A 20,668-nucleotide genomic window follows, 5' to 3' on the forward strand; every position below is an offset into this window, starting at 1 on the left:
CCTCCCGACCGCCGACGGCGTGTGGACGCCCTGGACCTGGACACGGCCGCGTGGGAGGTGCACCGCGAGGTCATGACGGCGCCCGCACCCGCGCCCGCCCAGGCGGCCACCCCCACGCCCGGCTCCCCCTACGCGCCCGCGCCGGCCCCGGGGAACGGTCCTCAGCCGGTTTTCACGTTCGCCGAGAGGCTGCCGGCGAACCCGATGCTGTACGCCGACTTCGCTGACCACTACTGGGTCGGCCCGAATCCTCCCGGGAACTATGTCGAACTCGACAGGCACTGCTCGTTCATGGCGGTCGGCCCGGGCGACGCGCCGCCCACAGACGCGGGCAACTGATCTCCCCGATGAGTGGCCCGAGTTCCGGGAGCCGGTCCACTCCGGCTCCTCCGCCCAGGTGGCCCGGCTCGCCCCGGTGAGCGAGTTACGGGTACGCCGGGCTCTCCGGGGCGCCAGTTGCCTCGAGGGGCGCGGCGGGCACACCAGATGGTCGCCGGAGCATACCCACTTCACCGACCATGCCAAGCATTTCCAGCAGTGAGCCAGTCGGCCGAGTAAGCGAGGACAGCATGAGCGACAACGGCGCTTCCGCCGAGGTCACCCGAACCGACACGGACGAGCCGTCGACCGGCGCCGCGGAGGCCGGGGAGGCCACCGCCACCGCGGCCCCCGAGGCGCCCGCCGGTGACGGGGCGGCACCCGTGATATCCGAGGACAACGCGGTGCCGGAGCCACCAGAGGAGTTCGTCAAGGCCGCCAAGCTGGCGCCGAACCACTGGCTCTACCTGACCGACCCCGCGTGGCAGGGCGAGGGCCCGCCGCCGGACTGGGCCGTGGTGGGCCAGTGGCGCTCGGACGACGACGGCGACATCGTGGAGTGGCAGGACAACGAGAACTACCAGCCCTCCCCGGAGGCGCTCGGCTGGCCCGTGCCCGAGGACGACGTGGACGCCGCCATCCAGCTCGCCACCACCCGCTACGGCCCGGCGGAGGACATCACCGCCGCGCTTGCCAGGGCGGAGGTGGCGGTGCTCGTCACCGCGAACGGCGAACCGGTGAGCGCGTCGGCGCCGGACGGCACCGCAGTGGTCCCGATCTTCACCTCGCCGCTCTACCTGCACGCCGCCGGACGCCTGGGCTTCGAGCGGGTGCGGGTGCCCGCGCTGCTGGACCGGCTGCCAGAGGGGCACAGCCTGTGCATCAACAGCTCCGCCCCGGTCAGCATGGTGATGACCACAGACGGCCTGGCGGACATCATGGCCGCCGCGGCCGAGGCGCCCGCGGAGGAGACCGCCGAGGACGAGGAGGCCGGCGTCGCGTGGCCCACCATGCTGACCAGCGAGGATACCCCGCCGGCGGACGAGGCCGCGGAAGACACCGCGGCGGCGGGCGGTGTGGAGGCGCCCCGTGAGAGGGCAGCCTCTCCCAAGAGCGTCACCGACGTACCGCTCCCGGACTCCGGCGCGGGCGAGGCGAGCTGAGCGGCGCGGACGGCAACGCCCTGCGCGCCCGCCAGGGTCCGCCGACCGGCGCCGTGGCGCGCCGGTCGGCCACCCGGGCCGAGACGCCGGGTGAGCCGTCCGGGCCGCCCGCCCCGGTGAGTGAGCCGGGCAGGGGGGCCGAGGACCACTTGGCCCAGTGGCCACGCAGGCCGCCTCCGCCGGAACCGCTGACGCCGGAACCGCTGACGCCGGGGCCGCCACCGCGAAGAACGGCACCACCCGTACGAAGCGCTCCACATCGGCCTCGGCGTCGCCCCTGGCATCGGCCGGCTCCGGCCCTCCGCACGGGGGCGACGAGCCCCCGGCCGACCAGTCGGCCGGACAAGGCGTTGCTCGCCGGGCCGGCCATGCTGGGTGTGCTGCTCATCGCCGTACCGCCGGCGTTCCTCATCGGGCGCGACGACGACAGGAAACCGCCGAGGAGAGGGACCCCACCCCCGGGGTGACGTTCCCGACGCGCCCCGACCGCACCGCCCCTGCGGCAAGCCCGAGGACTCTTCGGAACCCCCGCCCCAAGGCGAGCGAGAGCCCCGCGAAGGAGGGCGGTGAGGAGAAGTGGACCTTCCGGTAACAGGCGGGAGGGCCTCGGATGACGGTCACGGTCCGCCTCTCCCCGCAGCGGGGAGAGGCGGACCGTTGAGGGTGGCGCGGGGCCGCGTCAGGACTTGGTGAAGAACCACTCGTGGTTGTTGGTGTCCTCCGCCGCGCACGGGTAGATCTGCAGTTTCCGGTTTTTGTCGTTCGTATCGAACGAGTCCAGGCACATCTGGTTGCTGGCGTAGTTGCGGATCCAGAAGCGGCCGTCGGCCTTCTTGTCCGCCCACCAGAGCTGGTTGTCATCGGTGGTGGTCTTGCACCGGAACTCGGTCACGGGCGTTGAGGGGCCCACGGGCCCGGAGCCGGGCAGGTCCATGCACCGGTTGTCCGACACGTTCCGGATGGCGAAGAGGTCCTTGCCGCCGGGGCCGGCCTTGGAGAGCTTCTTCTCCAGGTCCCACAGCTGGTTGCCGTCCGGCTTGCTGTTGCACGCCAAGTGGCGGACCGGGGCGTCGTCGGCGCCCGGGCCGGGCGGGGCGGCGCAGGTTCCGTTCGCCCGGTTCTTGATGAGCACCCGTTGCGTGAGCATCGGCATCGTGGGCGGTAGTGCCCGGTACGGCTTCTGGGTCTTGGCGGGCTCCGCCTCTTTCTGCGGCTCCTCCTTGCCGGGCGACGAGTCCGCGGTGGGCTTGGGCGGAGCGGAATCCTTCTCCTTCTCCTTCTCCTTCTCCTTCTCCGCGGGCTGCTCGGACGGCGATGGCGACTTCTCGACGAACGCGCCCGCGCGGGAGCCGTCCTCCTCCAGGACGGTGTCGGCCGCGGCGTTGGTCGTCCTCTTCCGGTCGTTGTCCTCCTTCGAGCCCATCCCCATGACGAGCAGCGGCACGGCTATGAGGAGGACGCCCCCCAGGGCGGCACCCGCCAGTATGGGCTTCCTGGGACGGCCGGAGAGGTCGCCGTGCCGGTCGTCGGGCCCTCCGCCGTCCCCTGCCGCGGCGGCGGTGGGGGCCACGGGGACCGCTCCCTGTCCGGCGCCGGACGCGACGCCCTTCGCCTTGGTCCCACGGGCCTTTCCGGCACCGGCCTGACCCTCGGCGGCGGACTCGCCGCTCTTGCCGTCGGCGTTCGTGCTCGCCGAGGCGGTGCTCGTCTCCGTACGTATCGTGTCCGTGCCCCGCGCGTCGCCGTCCGGCTTCGCGGTGGTCTCGCCCTTTTCGGCGGCAGTGGCCGCGGACGGCTCCCCGGTGGTGGCCGCGCGGGTGGTGCTCCTGCCCAGCAAACTCATTGGCCCGGTGTCGTCGTCGGCGTCCCGCGTCTGGCCACCATGTTCACTTCGGCGGCTCGCGCCGCCCTCTTCGTCGCCCTCCCCGGCCGCGTTCGCTGCCGTAGGGCGGTCGGGCCCACCGGATCGCCCTCCGAAGCGCCGGCCGATGAGGCTCCGCGCGACGGACGCCGCGTCCGACGGAGTCGACGACCGCTCGGACGAATCGGGTGAGGCCTGTCGTCGCTCACGCGACGAGGGTTCGGCGGTGGGGCGGCCGGGTAGCGCCTCCGCCTCACCGGGTTTGTGCTGATCGGACATGGATTCTCCTCCTGGTGCCGGCGGTGAGTCTGACACCGTGGGGACAGTTACAGTGTGGACAGAAGCTGACAGGGAAGCGGATCGAGGGAGACCAGAGCCGCGGCAGGGCGAACGCCTTGCTCGGCGCCCTACCGGCGGAGCTGGCTGGTTGCCCATCCGGGCTCATTGAGGTCCCTACCGATATTCATCCGGTGCACATACCGGGGTGCGTTTCAGGATCTGGCGTTGCTGGAGAACGGCGGCTCACTCGGGCTCGGGAGGCTGTGGTATTTCCTCCCGGCACTCCTGGCCCACGCACCCTTGCAGCTTGTCCAGCTGTTGGTCGAGGAATGTGCGGACCTTCTTGTAACGGGGATCGTTGTGGCGTGAGCTCAATTCGTGCGGATCGACAGCCAGGTCGTACAGTTCCCGGCCGCCGGCGCTGTAGCGGACGTAGAGATAGTCGCCGATGCGGATTGCCTCGTATGCCGCGGAAAGTTCTTCCCCCTTGCCGTCCATCCGCTTCTTCCCCGGCGACTGAGGGGTGGACGAGGCGGGGCCATCCATGTCGAGGTCCCCGGCAGCCGCGGCCCGGCCCGCGGAGACGTCGTCGTTCGGCGGCCCCCCGGCCGGGGGCTTGACGGGGCCCGGGGGAGCCACCGGTGTGCTGCGGGCACCTTCCGCGATCTCCTGAAGCACCGGCCTGCCGCTGCTCTTGCGGGGATCACGCCCGTACGGCAGGAGTGACCGTCCGTCGAGTGCGAGGTCCGGGTCCGCGCCGCCGATGTCCGAGATGGTGGCGGCCAGATCGACGTTGCTGGTGAGTTCCTTCGAGTGCTGCCCCGCGTCGATGCCGGGGCCGCGCAGCAGCATGGGCACCTGTCCCGACGCGCCGTGCGGAAGGAACTTTCCCGTCGGTACGCGGTGCTCGCCGAAGAAGAATCCGTTGTCGGCGGCGAACAGCACATAGGTGTTGTCCAGTTGACCAGTGGACTTGAGCGTGCTCATCAGCTTCTCCACGGCCTCGTCGACGGCCAGCAGCGATTCCAGCCGTCCCCGGTAGCTCTCGGTGATGCGCGCGGTGGTCTCGCTGTCCAGATTCGGGCGCTTCTGGAGAAACAGTGGCTTGTCCCGCATGTCGCTCTCGTTGTACGCGGGGTTCTCGGGCAGCCTCTCGTTCGCGAACTCGCCCTTGTGGCGAGGCGCCGGACGGGGGGCATCCCCGACGCCCGGACGCGGGGACGGCCCGACGCCCGGATGCGGCGTCTGCCCGGATTCCGGGTGGTCTCCCGAGTTCACCTTCTCCCTATTCGGCAGAATCTCGCTGTGCGGTGCGAGAAAGGCGAGACTCAGGAAGAAGGGCTTGTCTCCTTCGGCCTTGCGTTTGATGAAGTCGACGCCTTTGTCACGGTACACATCGGTCTGGTAGAGCTTCGGGTCCTCCTCGCCGGGCTTCCCGTAGGTGTGCAGCTTCCCGTTCTCGTTGAGCTGGTAGCCCCACATCCTGTACGTGGTCGGATCGATCGCGCCGCGCCACTCGTCCCAGCCGGGCGGCACGTGCTTCGGGTCCTTTACGCCGTAACCATTGGGGTACTTGCCGATGTGCGAGGTGACATAGCCGGCCTTCTGCATCCACACCGGCAGCGTCTTTTTCTCGTTGAGCTTGTCGTAGCCGCCCTGCGGGGCGGAGTTGTGCCGTACGCCGTTGTTGTGCGCGAACTGCCCGCTCAGATAGGTCGACCGTGAGGGACAGCACAGAGGTGATGACGGGTGGTAGCGGTCAAAGGTGACGCCTTCGTCGCCCAGTAGCTTCCGGGTTTCGGACATGACTCTCATCGACTCGAGCCACTGGTCGTCGGTCATCACCATCAGCACGTTGGGCCGCTTCTTCTCGGCCTCCGGTTCGTCCTGGACGCTGACGCACCCCGTGGCGGCCGGCAGCAGAAGAAGCAGGCTGAGTACGGTGGTTGGTACGGAGACCCCCGAGCGTCGGCGCCTTCCCGCCGTACCCCTCTCGGTCTTCGCCGCGGTCTTCGCGGTGATCGTGGCTTTCATGGGTCCGGTATCCAAAACACCCGTCCGTGGAGATAGGCCCGATCGGGCAGGTCGTGTGTCTCTCACGGGAACCGCCTTTACGTTCACCTCTTGTGCTCAGACTCGGCTCACATCTTGTGCTCAGAAGCCGTATCTCAACCAATCTTGGAACCTGCAAGTCGAACGGAGATGGCCCGCTCCTTTGGAGTCGGGGTCTCCTCCGCGTGCGGTTTTCGTCGGTCGCTACTACGGGGCGAGCGCGGACTCGGTTCAACCCTCTTCGGGAACATGAGTGGCCGCGATGCCGCCGGACGGGATCGGCTGAACGGTGGGCGGGGGCTTCCGTGGTGACCGTCTGAGCCGCGACCGGTGAATCCCGTGGGGGCGCCCGGTCTCGGCGAGTGGCTGGTGCGCGCGGTGACGCCGGCGCGCAGGCACTGATGCCTCCTCCCCACCGGCTGGCAGCTTGAGGGGGTGGTGCAGGAGGACGGGCGGACGGGTAAGCCGTTGGATGCCCTCCCGGACCGGAGCCCGGCCTGTACGACCCGGCCCCGGGCCGCGCTGTCCCAGCGGGCGCTCCTGGAAGGTGCCGAGCGTGGTGAGCTGCCGGTGATGGGCACCACGCTCACCGCCCGTACGGAGCTGGTGCCGCGGTCATCGGCGGGTCGAGTCGGTCGCCCATCCGCTCGGCGGTGGTCACACCCGCGCGCATCGTCGCATCGGCCGGTGCCGAGCGCCCCGATGGTGCGGTCGGCACCGGCCGGGGCCGGGGCAGCCTGCTTCGTGGTCGGTCCGCGGGCCCACAACTGCGGGCCGCCGGACAGCGCCGAAGGGACGCCCATGTGTGTCCACTCCTTCCCTCGTGTCACGTAACGCGACGGATTCGCATTGAACTGATGTGCCGCTGTGCCCGTTGCGGCATGCGGGGCTCGCGGTGGTCCGTCGGGCAGCTACGGGAATCGGGGACCTGTGCTCACAGATCGGCCCCGTCGTCATCGCCTCGCAGATCCAGCAGGAGTCCGGGTGGAACAAGGAACTGGTCGGCATCAACGGCGCCGAGGGCATCTCCCAGGTGCCGCCGGACACGTTCAAAAAATGGGGCGAGGACGAGAACGACAACGACAAGACCTCGGGCCTGACACGCTCCTGGACACCGATCAGGTCAACGGCGACCCTCTCGACCTGACCCTGGCCGCGTACGACATCGGCCTTGACACGATCAAGGGTGCGAAGGGTATTCCGGCGGGATCCCCGGCGAACGGTTACGTCATGGGCGTCAGGAGCTCGTTCGCCCTGTACTCCGGTGCCATGAAACCGCCGGACGGGGAGGAGCACCCCAGCATGAGCCCACGGCCGATTCCCAGCGGGTCGTCGTATCCCCCGGGCCGTCAGTGACCAGTACAGCGAGGAGCGACGCCATGCCCAGCGAGCGGCCTGACCGGGTCCGGCAGGACCACGACGCACACGACGGCACATCGCGGCGGTCGCCGTTCCCCATCGAGGTGCTGATACGCCGAGATGGCACTGCGAACCTCGACGGTGAACCCTTCTGTGTACCGGACGGCGAACCGCTCCACATCGCCGTGCTCGACGCGCTGCAGCGACACGCGCGGGCCCGGGGCGGACCCGTCGAGGCGGTGATCGACAACCGGCGGGAGGGGGACGTCACCCGCATCGAGGTCGCCCCCGACGGTTCGAGCCGGATACTGCGGCACGGGAGTGACCCGGAGGGGGCCGGGACGGAGCGGCAGTCGTCCGCCGAACCGCCGCCCGCCGAACCGCCGCCCGCCGGATCGTTCGCCGATGGCACATGGTCCGCCCACGGGGGCACACGGGTGCCGGACGAACTCGCCGTCCTCGTCGCGCACATCACCCGTGCCGTGGATACCGGCGCCCTCGAACGCGCGGTGGCGCTCGCCTCGGGGCTGCGGGAACACGCGGCCCGCACCTTCGGCGACGAGCACCCTTTCACTCTCGAAGCACACGCGCTGAAGGCGTTTACGGCGCACCGGTGCGGGAATTACTCCGCCGCGACCGCCATGTGTCTCGAACTCGCGCGGGTCCGCCACCGGCAGGGTGATCCACGCGCCCATGAGGAGCTGATGCGCGCGTTTGCCGCCTGGCGGCTGATCGACGACCCGGCGTCCGCCGCTGACTACGGCCGGGAGCTGCTCGCCGTGTGGTCCGGGCTTGCGGAACAGGGCCGTGATGCCGCGGGGGACGTCACATTGGTGCGCGACGTCAAACGCCGTATACACGCCCTCTCCGCCGCGACCGCCACGCCAGAAACCGGAGCAACCTGAGAGGGAACACGCAGGTCAGCGGCGTGAATGTGGCGGAAGAGCCGCCCCGCCGCTGCGGTATCCCGCCTTCCGGATCACCGGAATCGACTGTTCCGTCTGTCAATCGAACGTCAAAGCGATGTGGAACTCCGCTCGAAACACTCGCCCCGAATCGCGGCCTCCGAGCCCTGCTTGGCGGCCTGACCTCGACGAGGTCACGCATCGAGGGAGTAGTACGAACGTGAGTTGGACCATGATTGGTTCTTCGGGGGCGGAGAGCGCCCGGGAACGCGCGCTGCACACGCTCTACGACGAGCAGGCGGGGCCTCTGTACGCCTACGTGGTACGGCTGTTGGGCGGTGACCGATACCGGGCCGAGGACGTGGTGCAGGAGACGCTGCTGCGCTGCTGGCGCACGCAGGACCTGAACACCGACCGGCCGATTCGGCCGTGGCTGTTCAGGGTGGCCCGCAACCTCGTCGTCGACGACTACCGGTTGCGCATGACGCGCCCCCAGGAGGTCAGTGGCAACGACTGGCTGGACGACTTGGTGACCCGGCCCGACGACGTGGACAGGTTGCTTACCTCCTTGCTTATCAGGGAGGCTTTCCGGCAACTGTCGCCCAAGCACCGGGAAGTGCTGTACGAGACGTACTACTCCGGCAGGTCGACGCAGGAGACGGGCAAGTTGCTCGGTATTCCGCCGGGCACCGTCAAGTCGCGGACGTATCACGCGGTACGCGCCCTGCGGCTGGCCATGGGCCTCGTCGAGAGCGCCGACGACGAGGTCGGTGAGAAGCCTCCGTGGGCCTACCCGTCCGCGGCGTGACGCGGGATCTTCGCTCAGCCGGTCGGCCGGTCCCGTACCGCGGGCCGCTCCCAGGTCAGGACGGGACGGGGACTTGGCGGTTCGGGCGATTCTACCGCCACGGAGGGTTCCCGCGTCCCCGCCCCGTTCGCGTCGTGGGCACTGGGTGCATGGGGTGCATGGGGTGCATGGGACGCGTGGGGTGCATCGTGGGCCGTGTGGGCCTCCAGCAGCCACGCCCGGTGTTCCAGGGTGGCGGTGAGCGCGTGACCGGCGCTGCCCGGGATCTGGTTGCGCATACGGATCACGGCGTCACCGGCGGACAGCGCTTGCTCCGGGTCGGTGATCTGCCGCCACAGCGTTTCGGCTCGGCCCGCCATCGACTCGGCTTGCTCGCCGTCCCCTTGGTAGTACCAGCGCTCGGCCACGTCGCGGTACAACCGGACGCCGCCGACCGGATCCCCGGCAAGGGCGGTGACCCGGGCCCGGACCTCGCGGATGCGCAGTGCGTCGGGGTGGGAGACCCCGAGGGCGCTCGCGGCCTGCTCGTCGAGTTGCGCGACGAGGCTGGTGGCCTGGTCGATACGGCCCGCCTCGAGGTGGTCCGTCACCTGGGACAGGGACTCCGCCACCCGGGACAGGGAATCAGGGTGCGCTCCGGCCCCTGAGCGGGTGCGGGGTCCGGACCCGGAGACGCCGGAGACCGCTGCCGCCGGCTCGGTGCCCGCCGCCGTCTCCGGGCGTTTCGCGCGGCGCTTCTTCGACGCCGCGGCGCGCGGCCCACCACCCGGGGCCTCGCCCACCTCTCCGTCGGACGAGATGGTCAGGTGCCATATGGTGCCGTCCGGTTCGCTGGCGCATCCCCTGACCGGCGTCGCCGGTCCCGCGCGGCCGGGACGGCCGTTCATCTGCGGCACCCCGAATGATCCGCGACCTCCGGGAAGGTCCTGTGATCCGACATGGGTGAATCAATCCTTACGTTTTCTAAGCCAGGAAAGAGATGGTTACGGATGATTGTCAACTTATGTGTATGAGGTGCCTGTTGTGTCGGCGGTCGAAGGAGATGCCTTGGCAGGGGATGCGCAGGTGGTCAATGCCTGGCTGCCGCAGCCGGGCTCTCCGGGGGCACTAACGGGAAACCCCGGCAATCGGTTCACGGCGTGACGACCGGACTCACCGGCCCGGCGGCACCTCAGTGCACCGGAGTGCCGCGGCCGGAGCGGGCGCTGTCGGCCACCCGGCCGCGGGGCTGGCGTGGTGGTGGCTGGGCGTGCACGGCGGCGCGGGTGTCAGCAAGCTGGAGCGTGCCGTGCCCGGCGGCCGGGACGCGGGTCGCGCCTGGCCGGCCACCGGGGCTCCGAGCGGGTCGTACTGGTCGCCCGCTCCAGCGCGCACGGCCTCGAAGCCGCGCAGAACGCCGCCCAGCAGTGGGCCTCGCGCATGGTCACCGGCGTCGATCTGCTGGGCCCGGTCGTCGTGGCCGACGCTCCCGGCCCGCTTCCCCGGATCCTGCGGAACCGGGTGCGGCTGGTCTCCGGCGCTGTGCCCCGGCTGTGGGAAATCCCGTGGGTGGGGCCCTGGCGGTTCGGCGAGACGTATGAACCGCCCAAGGAGTGCGTGTCCCTCGCGCGCGACCTGAACCGACTCACCCAACTCGACCAGGAAGGTGTCAAGTTGTCCAGCCTGTTGGCCGCCGTCACGGACGCCTCCCCGTACCTGGCCCACGTCCCCGCAGCCCTCGGGCGTGCCCGACATCGGCGGGGGAGAGGCACCGCCCGGCGCCAACGACCTGCCCCGCGTTCATCGGCGGGCGGTGACGACGGTCACGACGTCTATCCCCAACTGGCCGACGAGCGGCAGGAGGTGCCCACCGCCCCCCCCGGAGGGGCGTGACCTGGGACCTGTACGGCGCCGTCGCCCTTCCCTCGTCCAAGGCGGCGGGCCCGGCCGTGGCGGGCGAGGACGTGGCGCGCTGCTACGCGCGCACCCCCCGTCGGCGCCCTGCTGGCCACCAGTCAGATCAGCGTGCGCTACCTGGCCGCCGACGACTGGCGGACGGTGACCCCGGACCCAGACCGTCGGCGCGCGCCGCGACGCGTACATCGCCGAGCGGGCGGGGGCGGAGGAGAACGCGCCCACGGACCGGGACGGCGGCGCTCACGGACAGATCGCCGGCGCACGGGCGGGCAGTACGAGGGTTGCGCGGGGCGCCGACGGGGCGGGCGGGACGTCGGAGGGGGCCCGTGGAACGCCGGACGGCGGGCGCGCCATGACCCCCACCCGACCGGCCGGCGGCGGAGGACACCGCGGCGGTCGAAGCCGAAGGAGCCCCTGAAGACCGGTGGTGGCCCCGGTGTCCCCAGCGGTCCGGTGCTGATCAAGAACCAGCCGTAGGTCCCGTCCTGATCAGGACACCGGTGACGGAGTACCACTGCGGCGGCGCAGAGATCGACAACCAGCTCTGGTGGCTCGACAAGCGCCCGGGCGGCACGTACTGAATCCGCAACCAGAAGAGCGGCGACACGTGCCTGGACCTGGCGAGGACGGACAAGAAGTCCCCGCACGCCAACCTCAGGCTCTTCACATGCGGTGATCGCGACGACCACCAGTGGCGCCTGCCTGAAGACCTGAGCCGAGGTGGCCGAGGGCGTGGCGGCGCTCCGGGTGTACCATCCGCCCTCGGATCAGCGACCGGACTTGAGGTCCTCGCCATCCTGGAGGCGTGCCCCGCCCGTGCGGGCCGGGCGCCGGGTCGGCAACTCACCAGGCCAGGCGCTGGTCTGTACGGGCGGGGCGCAACCGCTGAACCGGGCGCCCACCCGGTCAGGACTCCACCGGACTCATCGCTTGTTCGGCAGGGCCATGAGGAAGCGATCGTCGCGCATCTGATGCTCAGAGCGGAATGTCCTCTCGCGAGAGCAGACCCGCATGACGCCACCTCTCTATCCGGTCCATGAGTTCCACGTAAACGCTGAACGCGCCTGAGCCCCACGCGGCGGAGAGCCGATCAGCGGCTGCTTCGGGGTTTCCCTTGTGCTCACGCAGCGCAATCCACATGGCCGTCTCTTTTGGTGTGCACCATATCTGCGTCGTGGGCGTGGTAAGCGTCATCTCCCCGCCCTTCAGAATTTCCAATGTAATCTCCGAGCAAGGTCGGTACCTCGACATAACCCTCATTTCTTGGCCCTTTCCATCGAGTGCGCCCAGGCGCGTAAACGTGCGGGGATCTCCTCACCACCCACCGCGACGCCGGACAGCACTGCTCAGCGGACGACTTCGGCGAGCGCCGGGATGAAGATGAGCTCGTCGACCTTGAGTTCCGCGTATGCCTTCACTGCGTCACGCACCGCGTCGGGCTCGACGTGGATGTCACTGTCGACGATGGCCACGACCTGTTCACCCGAGGCGCTGTGGTAGTGCTGTACGTTGGCCCGCCCCTGTTCGACTATGTGTCGGAGAACGAGGCTGCGCATTTCGGTGCGCAGTTCGCCGGGCGCGCCTCAGCCTTGACGAGTTCCAGACCGGCGCGCCGAGGGCGGCGCGTGCCGGGGCGGTGCCGGTGCGTACCTGCGTCGGCCAGCCGTCCCCAGGGCAGCCAGTGCGTTCGGTACCGCCCCACAACGCCAGATCACGCGGGGAGCCGGGCTCGTCGGTGCGCAAGGTGTCGAGCAGGGACGTGCACTCGAACCGCTTCCCGTCCGTCGATGCGGCCAGGCCGAGCGAGGCGCACGGTCGCAGGAACCGGAACGTCGAGCCAGGGTCCAGCGACTCCGCCGCGGCCGCGGTGGCCCCCATGGTCGGCCATCATCCGCATCATCCGTCCCGTGTCGCCCACGGGGGGACGGGCGGAACCAGCCGCCACGGATGGATACTCGAACAAGGCCATGTGATTCCCCTCGAATCGGAAGCGGCGACAGCCACCTGAGAGATCCGGGGCGCACGGTGGCCACGGCGTCTCTCGCTAATCCGCTCCCTTGCACGGAGCGACAACGTGTAGAGCACGAACGGATGGACACCGGGAGCGGTTCAATGGCCGGTCTCACCGCCGCGAAAGACCCTGGGCCGCCCGAGGCCGACCGCCTCCGCCTCATCCGTCCAGGTCGGCATCTGGGGGCGGAAGGTGGTGAACCGATGTCCCGGCAAGAACGTTTTGCTTGCCGACCGGATACGTCCGGAGTTCAGTCTGCTCAGACCGGAAGCAGACCCACTTCGCTCAAAGGAACCACCAATGCCTCACGGAGGTTGTGCAATGTCCTCCCGTCTCGGCAGCCGTCGTGTGCCACGCGCGTCATCGGTGCTGACGCCGGCTCTCGGCACAGGGCCGGCCGCCCCGATGACTTTGTTGTCCGGCGGCTTCAACCGCTCAGGTCGTTCATACGGGGTTGTCACCGCGGCAGGACGGGTGGGGACATGACCGACGGCTATGTGATGGGCCGTACGTCCGCCGAGACCGAGCGGCTCCAGCTTCAGGCGCATATCCTCGCTCCGCACAGCGCGTACCTGTTCCGCCTGGCTGGGATCACCTCGGGTATGCGGGTGTTGGACGTCGGCTGCGGCGCGGGCGACGTGAGCATGCTGCTCGCCGAGTTGGTCGGGCCGGACGGCGCGGTGATCGGCGTCGACATGAACCCGACCATCCTGGAGTCGGCCCGCGCCCGCGCCACCGACGCCGGCCTGACCAACGTGTCGTACCTCGAGGCGGACCTGACCGACCTGCGGCTGGACGAGCAGGTCGACGCGGTGGTCGGCAGGCTGATCCTGCTCCACCTCGAAAAGCCGGCCGCGACCATACGCGCTCTGTCCCGACTCGTCCGCACCGGTGGCGTGGTGTCCTTCCAGGAGTGCAATCTCACCCGCACCCGCTCCGTGCCGCCGACCCCGGTGGTCACCAGGAGCATGGGCTGGATGATCGATGCGCTGCGTGCTGCCGGTCTCACGCCGGACCTCGGCGAGCAGACCGCGTCGATCCTGCGTGATGCCGGCCTGTCCGTAGAGGGCGCGGCCGCCACCGGGTCGGCGGGCTCCGCCGAATCGGTCATGCCGGAGTACATGGAGGGCTGTGTCCGTAGCCTCCTCCCCGCGGTGCTGGCGCACGGCCAGGTCACCGAAGCCGAGGTGGACGTCGATACGGTGGCCGAGCGGATAGCCCGTGAGCTCAAGGAGGCAGGTGCGATGTGCTGGAGCCCCGAACTGGCCGCCGCCTGGGCCCGCGTTCCCTGAGCTCGACACTTCGCCCCGGACCGTGCTCGGGCCGGGGCGTTTGGGCTGGTGCCGACAGCCGCTGGCCACCGTCCTCGCGCCTGGCGAGGACGAAACCGCCGAACTGCATGTGGCTGCACTCGGGACAGGCAGGAGCGTCGTCGGTCATGCGGGCACACTCTGATGGCCGGACCGCTTCGTCCCGAAGCAACCTGCCTGGCTGACCTGAGAAGTTGTTGCCTTTGACGCGCTGCGGAGTGCGGTGATGGCCGCGTCGTACACCTTGGCGGCGCGGCCCTTGACCCGGAGGTCACCGATTGTGGCCGGACTGAAGGTCGGCAGTGGGAAGACGCGGACCTCAGACGGACGGGACCGGCAGGGGAATGGCGCGGAACACCCCATCAGGGTCGAATCGGTGCTTCGCCGCGAGCAGCCGTTCGGTGTTCGGTCCGTAAGCGTGTGCGATCTGCTGGGTCTCGTCGGGCCCTAGCAGGTTGGGGTAACCGCCCGGCATCGCCTCGGATTCCAGCACCGCGGACACGTCACGTGCCCATGCGCGGTGTTCCGGCTCCCGGGGGTCGCCCGGTTCCCAGCGGGCGATGGTCTCCACCATGAGATGGGGAGTGCGGTTTCCGAATGCCGTGTCCGTCGCGGGTATCCGGGACGCGATGCCGTGCAGGCTGTGGAGGGAGACGGCGGACAGCGGCGAAGTCAAAGTGTCACCTGCGTCGAGGAGCGCTGCCCGCACAGCGGAAGTGAGCGCGGGGACCGTCCGCGTGCGGATCTCGACGTGCTTGCCGTACGGGAACATCGCGTCGGTGCTCGCCAGCATGTCGTTACCGGTGGTGGGGCCGAGTTGAGCGACCAGAGGTTCACCGAGGGCGGTGAGCCGCGCCAGCGTTTCCTCGCCGGCCCGGGCGTCGTCGCCGCTCCACGTCGGCATGACGAACACTGCGGGCGCTCCGTCCGGGCCGGCGAGGACGCCGCACTGCACGGTCAGCTCGTCGGGCCCTTCGGGCACGAACTCCGCCAGCCGGGCCAGCACCGCGGACGCCTGCGCCCAGGGGAACAGGATTTGGCCGGCCAGGAGCGTCGGCGTCCGGTGGAGCTGGACGCGCATCGCGGTGACCAGGCCGAAATTGCCGCCGCCGCCGCGCAGCGCCCACAGCAATTCCGGCTCCCGCTCGGCGTCGGCCGTGACCAGTGAGCCATCGGCGAGCACTACGTCCGCGGACAGCACGTTGTCCAGCGCGAGCCCGAACCGGCCGCTCAACGGCCCGTAGCCGCCGCCGAGGCTCAGGCCCGCCATGCCGACGGTGCCGACGGTGCCGGTCGCCGCGGTCAGGCCGAAGGGCCGGGCAGCGCGGGCGAGGTCGGCGCCGGTCGCTCCTCCTGCCACCTCGGCCACCGCTGTGTCCGGGTCCACCCGCACTTCACGCATGCCGGACAGGTCAATGGTCAGGCCGCCGTCGGTCAGCGCCCGGCCGGCCCAGTCATGTCCGCCGCCGCGCACCGAGAGCGGGACGCCGTGCTCCTGGGCGGCCAGGACTGCCGCCCGGGCGTCGGCGGGGGTGGCGCAGCGGACGACCACGTCGGGGCGGTGTGCGACCGCGCCGTTCCACACGTTCACGCCGGCGTCGTAGGCGGACCCGGAGGTGACGACCTGGCCGTTGTCGATCGTGCGGCGAAGGGTGTCGGCCAGGCGGTCGATCCGTTTGTCCGTCGATGTGGTCACGAGCTGCCTTGCCTCGGAGATGGGTAGTTGACGCGTTCAGAATATGACTCTATTGATCAGAGTCAACCTCTGATGAACAACTGAATGCTCTGAACTCGGCTTAACCGCTATGCTCACCAGGCCATGACGTCATCGCCCACGAGCCGCCGCGCCGAGTACGCGGAAGCCACCCGCGCCGCCATCGTCGACGCCGCCCGCCAACTGTTCGCCCAGCAGGGATACTTCGCGACCACCGTCGAGGACATCGCCAAAACCGCCAGGGTCGCGCCCGCGACCGTCTACGCGGTCGGCGGCGGCAAGCAGGGGTTGATCAGCACGCTCGTCGACCTGTGGAGCCAGGCCCCGATCGTCGAGGAGACACACCGCCGCCGGGCGGAACTCACAGACGCGGACGAGATTCTGCGGAACGCGGCCGCCACCGTGCGGGGCATGCGCGAGGAGTACGGGGACATCATGCGGGTGGTGCTGGCCACCGCCCCGCACCACGCCGCGGTCGCCGAGGGTCTGCGCGTCGCGACCGGGCGGTACAGGGACGCAGTCGCCGCCCTCGCCAGGCGGCTGGACGAGGTCGGCGGCCTGCACCCCGACTTCACGGTGGAGCAGGCGACCGACGTGCTGTGGTTCTACTTCGGCTACGCGGGCTTCTTCACGTTGGTCGACGACAGCGGCTGGACCTTCGACCAAGCCGAACACTGGCTCACCCGACAAGCCGGTGTGGCCCTGCGCGCGGCACCCTGAGACCACAGGTACCGGTCGCGCACCGACGACGCGGTTGGCCCGCCGTCGTAGACCATCCGGTCAGGCAGCCGGGTTGGTCGTGTCCAGGGTGATCGCCCCGATTGCCCCGTCGGCCTCCACACCAGTGCAATCGAAATGGCAACTTGTCAGTCGGCTGATTCCGCGAGCAGATGCAGTGCCTCATGCGACCGGCTGTCCGCCTCTGCGGAGTAGACCACCAGCTGCTGCCCCGGTGCGGAGGGCACGGGGAACCGTTCGAGATCGAGTGTGAGGGTACCGACCCGTGGGTGGGCGATCGTAGCCCTGCCATGGGTGCGGCCCCCGACATCGTGCCGGGCCCAAAGACGTCGGAAGCTCTCGCTGCGCATGGACATTTCGCCTACCAGCTCTTCCAGGTCCGGATCGTCGGCCTCCGCGCCGGCCAGCCCGCGCAGGCACGCCACGAAGTCCTGACGCGGATCCGGTTCGACCAGGAAGTTGTCCGGCTCCAAGAACACGGTTCGGACGAGGTTGGTTCCCGGTGTGTGCGCGGGTGAGAGGGCCTGGGCCAGCGGATTCGCTGCCAGCACCAGGAACGTATGAGTCTGTACGAACGCGGGCGTCGCCGGCCAGGAGTCGATCAGCCGAGCCAAGGTGGGAGACACCCGATGGCGGTGAGCATGCCGGCGTGAACGCGGGACAGAGTTGGCGAGCGCGAACAAGTGCGTGGTCGCTGACTCGTCGAGCCGTAGGGCCTGAGCGAGCGCCCGGAGGATCTCCGCTGACGGCCGCCGGTCACGTCCCTGTTCGAGACCGAGGTAGTAGTCCACGCTGATACCGGCGAGAGTCGCGACTTCCTCGCGGCGCAGGCCGGGCACGCGCCGTCGTGCGGTCTCAGGGAGACCGACATCCGCAGGACGCACCAGCTCGCGACGGGCACGCAGATAGTCGCCCAGCAGATTTATGGTGCGGTCATCCATGAGGGCAAGGGTAAGCCGGAACGAGCAACGGACCCTGGTGCCGGCAGCACCAGGGTCACGGCTCGCTTCCTCTGCCGCAACGCGGGACCTAGCGTCTGGTCCATGGCAGCAGAAACACTTGACGGCCTGACCGCCGTCGTGACCGGCGCCAGTTCCGGCGTCGGCGCGGCCGCGGCACGGCGGATGGCCGCGATGGGCGCGTCAGTCGTAGTCGTGGGCCGTGCGGTGACCAGAACCCGTGCTGTCGCCGACGAAGTCGGTGGCATCGCCCTTCCCGCGGACTACGCGCGCTTCAGCGAGGTGCGCGAACTCGCTCAGCACCTGATCTCCCGCGTACCGCGGATAGACATCCTGGTCAACAACGCCGGCATCGTCTCGCCCAAGCGGAAAACGACGTCAGACGGTCATGAATTGACCATGCAGGTCAATTTCCTATCTCCCTTCCTGCTGACATCGCTTCTCTGGGAGAAGCTCCTGCAGGCTCCCTCCGCCCTTGTCATCAACACCGGCTCCAGTCTCTACCGGTTCGGCAAGCTCGACCCGGACGATCTGGATCAGAATCGGAGCCGTTACGGGCAGATGCGCTCGTACAACGCCTCGAAGCTGGCAAGTGTCGTACATGCCGCCGAGATCAACCGCCGGGCACCGGACACCATGGCCGCTGTCGCGTTCCACCCCGGCACCGTCCGCTCCGGCCTCGACCGCGACTCCGCACTGGTCACGGCAGCAAAGGCAAGCCTGATCGGCCGGCGCCTGACGCGGTCACCGGAGGAGGGCGCCGAGCCCATCATCAGGATCGCCACCACCGACCGCGGCAAACTGAGAGACGTCTTCTACAACCGGCTTGAGCCGGAGCCACTGCGCACCCCTGCCGCGGACGCGGGTCTCGGTGCCCGACTGTGGCAGCGGGCCCACGAGCTCACCCACGCATTGACATAACAGTCGCTACCGAGACGACGTCCTATCCGGCAGATCCTGGGTCGCGGTGGTGAACCGTATGGCCATCGGCGACTTCCCCGTGGCCCCGTACGCCGTAGGTCCGCGGCGACGGGGCCGGCCTCCCTGACGGAGCGGGCGCTGGCACCGCCGACCGCCGACCGCCACGGCCCGGACGGCGGTTACGCCTCGTCCCGGCCGTGTCCGAGATGCTCGTCCAAGAAGCGCTCCACGGCGCGGTACAAAGCGATCAAGTTCTCCGGGTTCTCGACGGAGTGCCCTTCGTCCGCCATGAGCATGTACTCGACCGGAACCCCCCGTGCCCGGAGCGCCTGGACCATGTTGTCGGATTCTGCCTGCGCTACCCGGGCGTCGTTGGCGCCCTGGGCGATGAGCAGCGGTGTACGAACCTGGTCCACCCGGCTGATCGGTGAGCGGGCCAGCATGTCGGCCTCCTGCTGCGGATCCGCGGGGTCGCCGACCCAGCGGAACCAGTTGGAGGCAAGGGCCGGGCGGACGAACTCCGGCTGACTGCGCATGAAGCTGGCGAGGTCGGAGACCCCGAAGATGTCCACCGCGGCGGCGAAGACATCGGGGGTGAAGGTGACTCCGACCAGTGCCGCATAGCCCCCGTAGGAGCCGCCCAGGATCGCCACCCGGTCCGGGTCCGCGTATCCCTGCTCGACGGCCCAGTTCACACCGTCGATCAGGTCGTCGTGCATTTTGCCGGCCAGCTCCCCGATGCCGGCCTTCATGAACGACTTGCCGTACCCCGTGGAGCTGCGGAAGTTCACCTGAAGCACCGCGTAGTCCCGGTTGGCCAGCAGCTGGACGAGGGGGTTGAATCCCCAGCTGTCCCGGTCCCAGGGACCGCCGTGCACGAGCAGGACCAGCGGCAGTCGATGCGGCTCTGTCCCGATTGGCAGGGTCAGGTGGGAGGGGAGCGCGAGACCGTCCCGAGCGGTGATCGTCACCGGTGTCATCGGTGCCAGCTGCCCGGGATCCAGGTGACCACGGGGCCGGAACAGCAGGCGACTCTCGCCCGAGGAGTGGTCGTAGAAGTATGTGGCCCCGGGGTCGCGGTCGTGGGCGAAGCTGACGACCCACCGCTGCTCGCTCTCGTCGGACGAGATGTGGGCCAGGTCGCCGTCGGACAGGTTCCTCAGGTTTTCCAAGACCTCGGCGAAGTGCGGGTCCAGTGCGTGGATCACCTGTCGTTCCCCGAGGTAGCGAACTCCGATGAGCTCGCCGGTACGCCGGCTGAAGATGAGAGGCGAGGGCAGTGCGGGGAAGACACGGGCTCGTGTGTCCAGGTCGTACCGCGGGTGGGAGTCGACCTCCGTCTCCTCGCCGGTTGCTGTATCCAGCCGGGCCAGGCGGAGTCTGTCCGAGCCCCGGTACGAACCGAAGAGCACGCCGCCGGCGTCGGGGGTGACCTCCAGCGGATAGACGCCCAGCGGATAGTCCGCACCGTCGAACTGCGTGATGTGGCGCAACGTCTGCGTGGCCTCGTTCCAGCGCGAGAGCCGGAGGTCGCCCTGTTCGGTGACGTCGCTGGTGAAGGGGTCTCCGCTGCCGCCATAGAAGAGGGTGGTGGCAGCGCCTTCGGTGTTCTCCGCGAGGGTCCGCAGGTCACCGGTGGCGATGTCCAGCTCGAAGAGGTCGAACGCGGCGGGGTTCCGGCTGTTCGAGGAGAACACCGCCTTCCCCGGCCGCGCGGCGGGCAGCTTCAGATCCATGATGCGTGCGCCGGGGAAGGGAGTCAGGTCGGTCGCCGCTGCGTCCGGGTCTTCGAGATCGACGCGGTACAGGTGCCGGTTCTCGTCGCCCCCCTGGTCCCGGGTATAGAGCAGCCACCTCGGATCGTCGGTCCAGTGGTAGCTCAGCAGGTTGCGGTCCTCGGAGGTGACCCGCCGGGCGTCCCCGGGCGTGTCGACACTCTCGATCCAAAGGTTCAGGTGGTTCTCCCAGGGAGCCAGGTACGCGATCTTGGTACCGTCCGGCGAGAGGGAGGCTCTCGAACGGACGGGAGGGGCGAAGAGCTCCTCGACGCTGATGGTCTTCGGCAATGCCATGTCGGTCCTTCCTGTGGCTGTGCCCGACGGCGAGTGGTGAGGCCCCGCGGCTGAACGGCAGGGGCTCTAGGCGGATCCGCAGCTTCGTCCAGCGGGCGGGACTGTCACTTAATGACATTGTCATTAAGTGACAGTCATGGCAAGTGCGCCACATGCTGAGCCGCCCGCGAGGCCATCGACCACATGTCCCGACTCCGCGTTCGGGTCTGCGACTGACCCACGCGTCAGCTCGGCTGTGGCAGACGAAGCCGTGCGTCTTTACGCCTTGTGGGTCCCGAAGCCTGGATGTGCTGCCCAGGAGG

15 protein-coding genes and 1 pseudogene are annotated in these 20,668 nt (G+C 69.4%); 9 read left to right on the forward strand and 7 right to left on the reverse strand.

Annotated elements, in window-relative coordinates; genetic code table 11:
- Window positions 1-21: 21 nt before the first annotated feature.
- Together ABZ370_RS36260 and ABZ370_RS36265 are read left to right on the forward strand one after the other, a co-directional pair.
- The gene (locus ABZ370_RS36260) at window positions 22-339 is read left to right on the forward strand and encodes a hypothetical protein (RefSeq protein ID WP_358630116.1); all 318 of its coding nucleotides are present in this window, start codon (window positions 22-24) and stop codon (window positions 337-339) included.
- Window positions 340-701: 362 nt separating this feature from the next.
- A pseudogene (locus tag ABZ370_RS36265) lies at window positions 702-1,259 on the forward strand (type VII secretion system-associated protein); the annotation flags it as partial.
- 901 nt (window positions 1,260-2,160) lie between these two features.
- On the opposite strand, the gene ABZ370_RS36270 reads toward ABZ370_RS36265, so the two are convergent.
- A complete protein-coding gene (locus ABZ370_RS36270; RefSeq protein WP_358630119.1) occupies window positions 2,161-3,324 on the reverse strand; it encodes an RICIN domain-containing protein in 1,164 nt (387 codons plus the stop codon).
- Window positions 3,325-3,864: 540 nt separating this feature from the next.
- Complete coding sequence (locus ABZ370_RS36275) at window positions 3,865-5,655, reverse strand: sulfatase (protein ID WP_358630121.1); 1,791 nt, start codon at window positions 5,653-5,655, stop codon at window positions 3,865-3,867.
- Window positions 5,656-6,568: 913 nt separating this feature from the next.
- Between ABZ370_RS36275 and ABZ370_RS36280 the strand changes: the two genes are divergently transcribed.
- The 3 genes from ABZ370_RS36280 (at window position 6,569) to ABZ370_RS36290 (ending at window position 8,745) form a co-directional block, all read left to right on the forward strand.
- Window positions 6,569-6,820: a transglycosylase SLT domain-containing protein gene (locus tag ABZ370_RS36280; protein ID WP_358630124.1), complete on the forward strand. Its 252-nt coding sequence runs from the start codon at window positions 6,569-6,571 to the stop codon at window positions 6,818-6,820.
- Window positions 6,821-7,052: 232 nt separating this feature from the next.
- The gene (locus ABZ370_RS36285) at window positions 7,053-7,937 is read left to right on the forward strand and encodes a hypothetical protein (protein ID WP_358630127.1); all 885 of its coding nucleotides are present in this window, start codon (window positions 7,053-7,055) and stop codon (window positions 7,935-7,937) included.
- 232 nt (window positions 7,938-8,169) lie between these two features.
- Window positions 8,170-8,745 carry a sigma-70 family RNA polymerase sigma factor gene (locus ABZ370_RS36290; protein WP_358630130.1) on the forward strand — a complete coding sequence of 192 codons (576 nt, stop codon included), beginning with the start codon at window positions 8,170-8,172 and terminating at the stop codon, window positions 8,743-8,745.
- Between the two features lie 14 nt (window positions 8,746-8,759).
- Here the strand turns inward: ABZ370_RS36290 and ABZ370_RS36295 are convergent, their stop codons facing one another.
- Window positions 8,760-9,632 (reverse strand): hypothetical protein, encoded by an 873-nt coding sequence (locus ABZ370_RS36295; RefSeq protein WP_358630133.1) that lies wholly within the window; start codon window positions 9,630-9,632, stop codon window positions 8,760-8,762.
- Window positions 9,633-9,984: 352 nt separating this feature from the next.
- On the opposite strand from ABZ370_RS36295, the gene ABZ370_RS36300 reads away from it, so the two are divergent.
- A complete protein-coding gene (locus ABZ370_RS36300) occupies window positions 9,985-10,617 on the forward strand; it encodes a DUF6668 family protein (protein ID WP_358630135.1) in 633 nt (210 codons plus the stop codon).
- A gap of 1,370 nt (window positions 10,618-11,987) precedes the next feature.
- On the opposite strand, the gene ABZ370_RS36305 is transcribed toward ABZ370_RS36300, so the two are convergent.
- Entirely contained in the window at window positions 11,988-12,113 is a 126-nt protein-coding gene (locus ABZ370_RS36305; protein ID WP_358630138.1) for a hypothetical protein, read from the reverse strand.
- Window positions 12,114-13,134: 1,021 nt separating this feature from the next.
- On the opposite strand from ABZ370_RS36305, the gene ABZ370_RS36310 reads away from it, so the two are divergent.
- Window positions 13,135-13,944: a class I SAM-dependent methyltransferase gene (locus tag ABZ370_RS36310; RefSeq protein ID WP_358630141.1), complete on the forward strand. Its 810-nt coding sequence runs from the start codon at window positions 13,135-13,137 to the stop codon at window positions 13,942-13,944.
- A gap of 337 nt (window positions 13,945-14,281) precedes the next feature.
- On the opposite strand, the gene ABZ370_RS36315 is transcribed toward ABZ370_RS36310, so the two are convergent.
- Window positions 14,282-15,658, reverse strand: coding sequence for an FAD-binding oxidoreductase (locus ABZ370_RS36315; protein WP_358630144.1), 1,377 nt, complete (start codon window positions 15,656-15,658; stop codon window positions 14,282-14,284).
- Window positions 15,659-15,781: 123 nt separating this feature from the next.
- Between ABZ370_RS36315 and ABZ370_RS36320 the strand changes: the two genes are divergently transcribed.
- Window positions 15,782-16,396, forward strand: coding sequence for a helix-turn-helix domain-containing protein (locus ABZ370_RS36320; RefSeq protein WP_358630147.1), 615 nt, complete (start codon window positions 15,782-15,784; stop codon window positions 16,394-16,396).
- Window positions 16,397-16,542: 146 nt separating this feature from the next.
- Here ABZ370_RS36320 and ABZ370_RS36325 read toward each other — a convergent pair whose 3' ends face one another.
- Window positions 16,543-17,355: a helix-turn-helix transcriptional regulator gene (locus ABZ370_RS36325; RefSeq protein ID WP_358630150.1), complete on the reverse strand. Its 813-nt coding sequence runs from the start codon at window positions 17,353-17,355 to the stop codon at window positions 16,543-16,545.
- A 102-nt stretch (window positions 17,356-17,457) separates the two neighbouring features.
- Between ABZ370_RS36325 and ABZ370_RS36330 the strand changes: the two genes are divergently transcribed.
- Complete coding sequence (locus tag ABZ370_RS36330; protein ID WP_358630153.1) at window positions 17,458-18,294, forward strand: SDR family NAD(P)-dependent oxidoreductase; 837 nt, start codon at window positions 17,458-17,460, stop codon at window positions 18,292-18,294.
- 179 nt (window positions 18,295-18,473) lie between these two features.
- Here the strand turns inward: ABZ370_RS36330 and ABZ370_RS36335 are convergent, their stop codons facing one another.
- The gene (locus tag ABZ370_RS36335; protein ID WP_358630156.1) at window positions 18,474-20,366 is read right to left on the reverse strand and encodes a S9 family peptidase; all 1,893 of its coding nucleotides are present in this window, start codon (window positions 20,364-20,366) and stop codon (window positions 18,474-18,476) included.
- Window positions 20,367-20,668: the final 302 nt, after the last annotated feature.

The organism is Streptomyces sp. NPDC005962 (assembly GCF_040629205.1).
GTDB lineage: Bacteria > Actinomycetota > Actinomycetes > Streptomycetales > Streptomycetaceae > Streptomyces.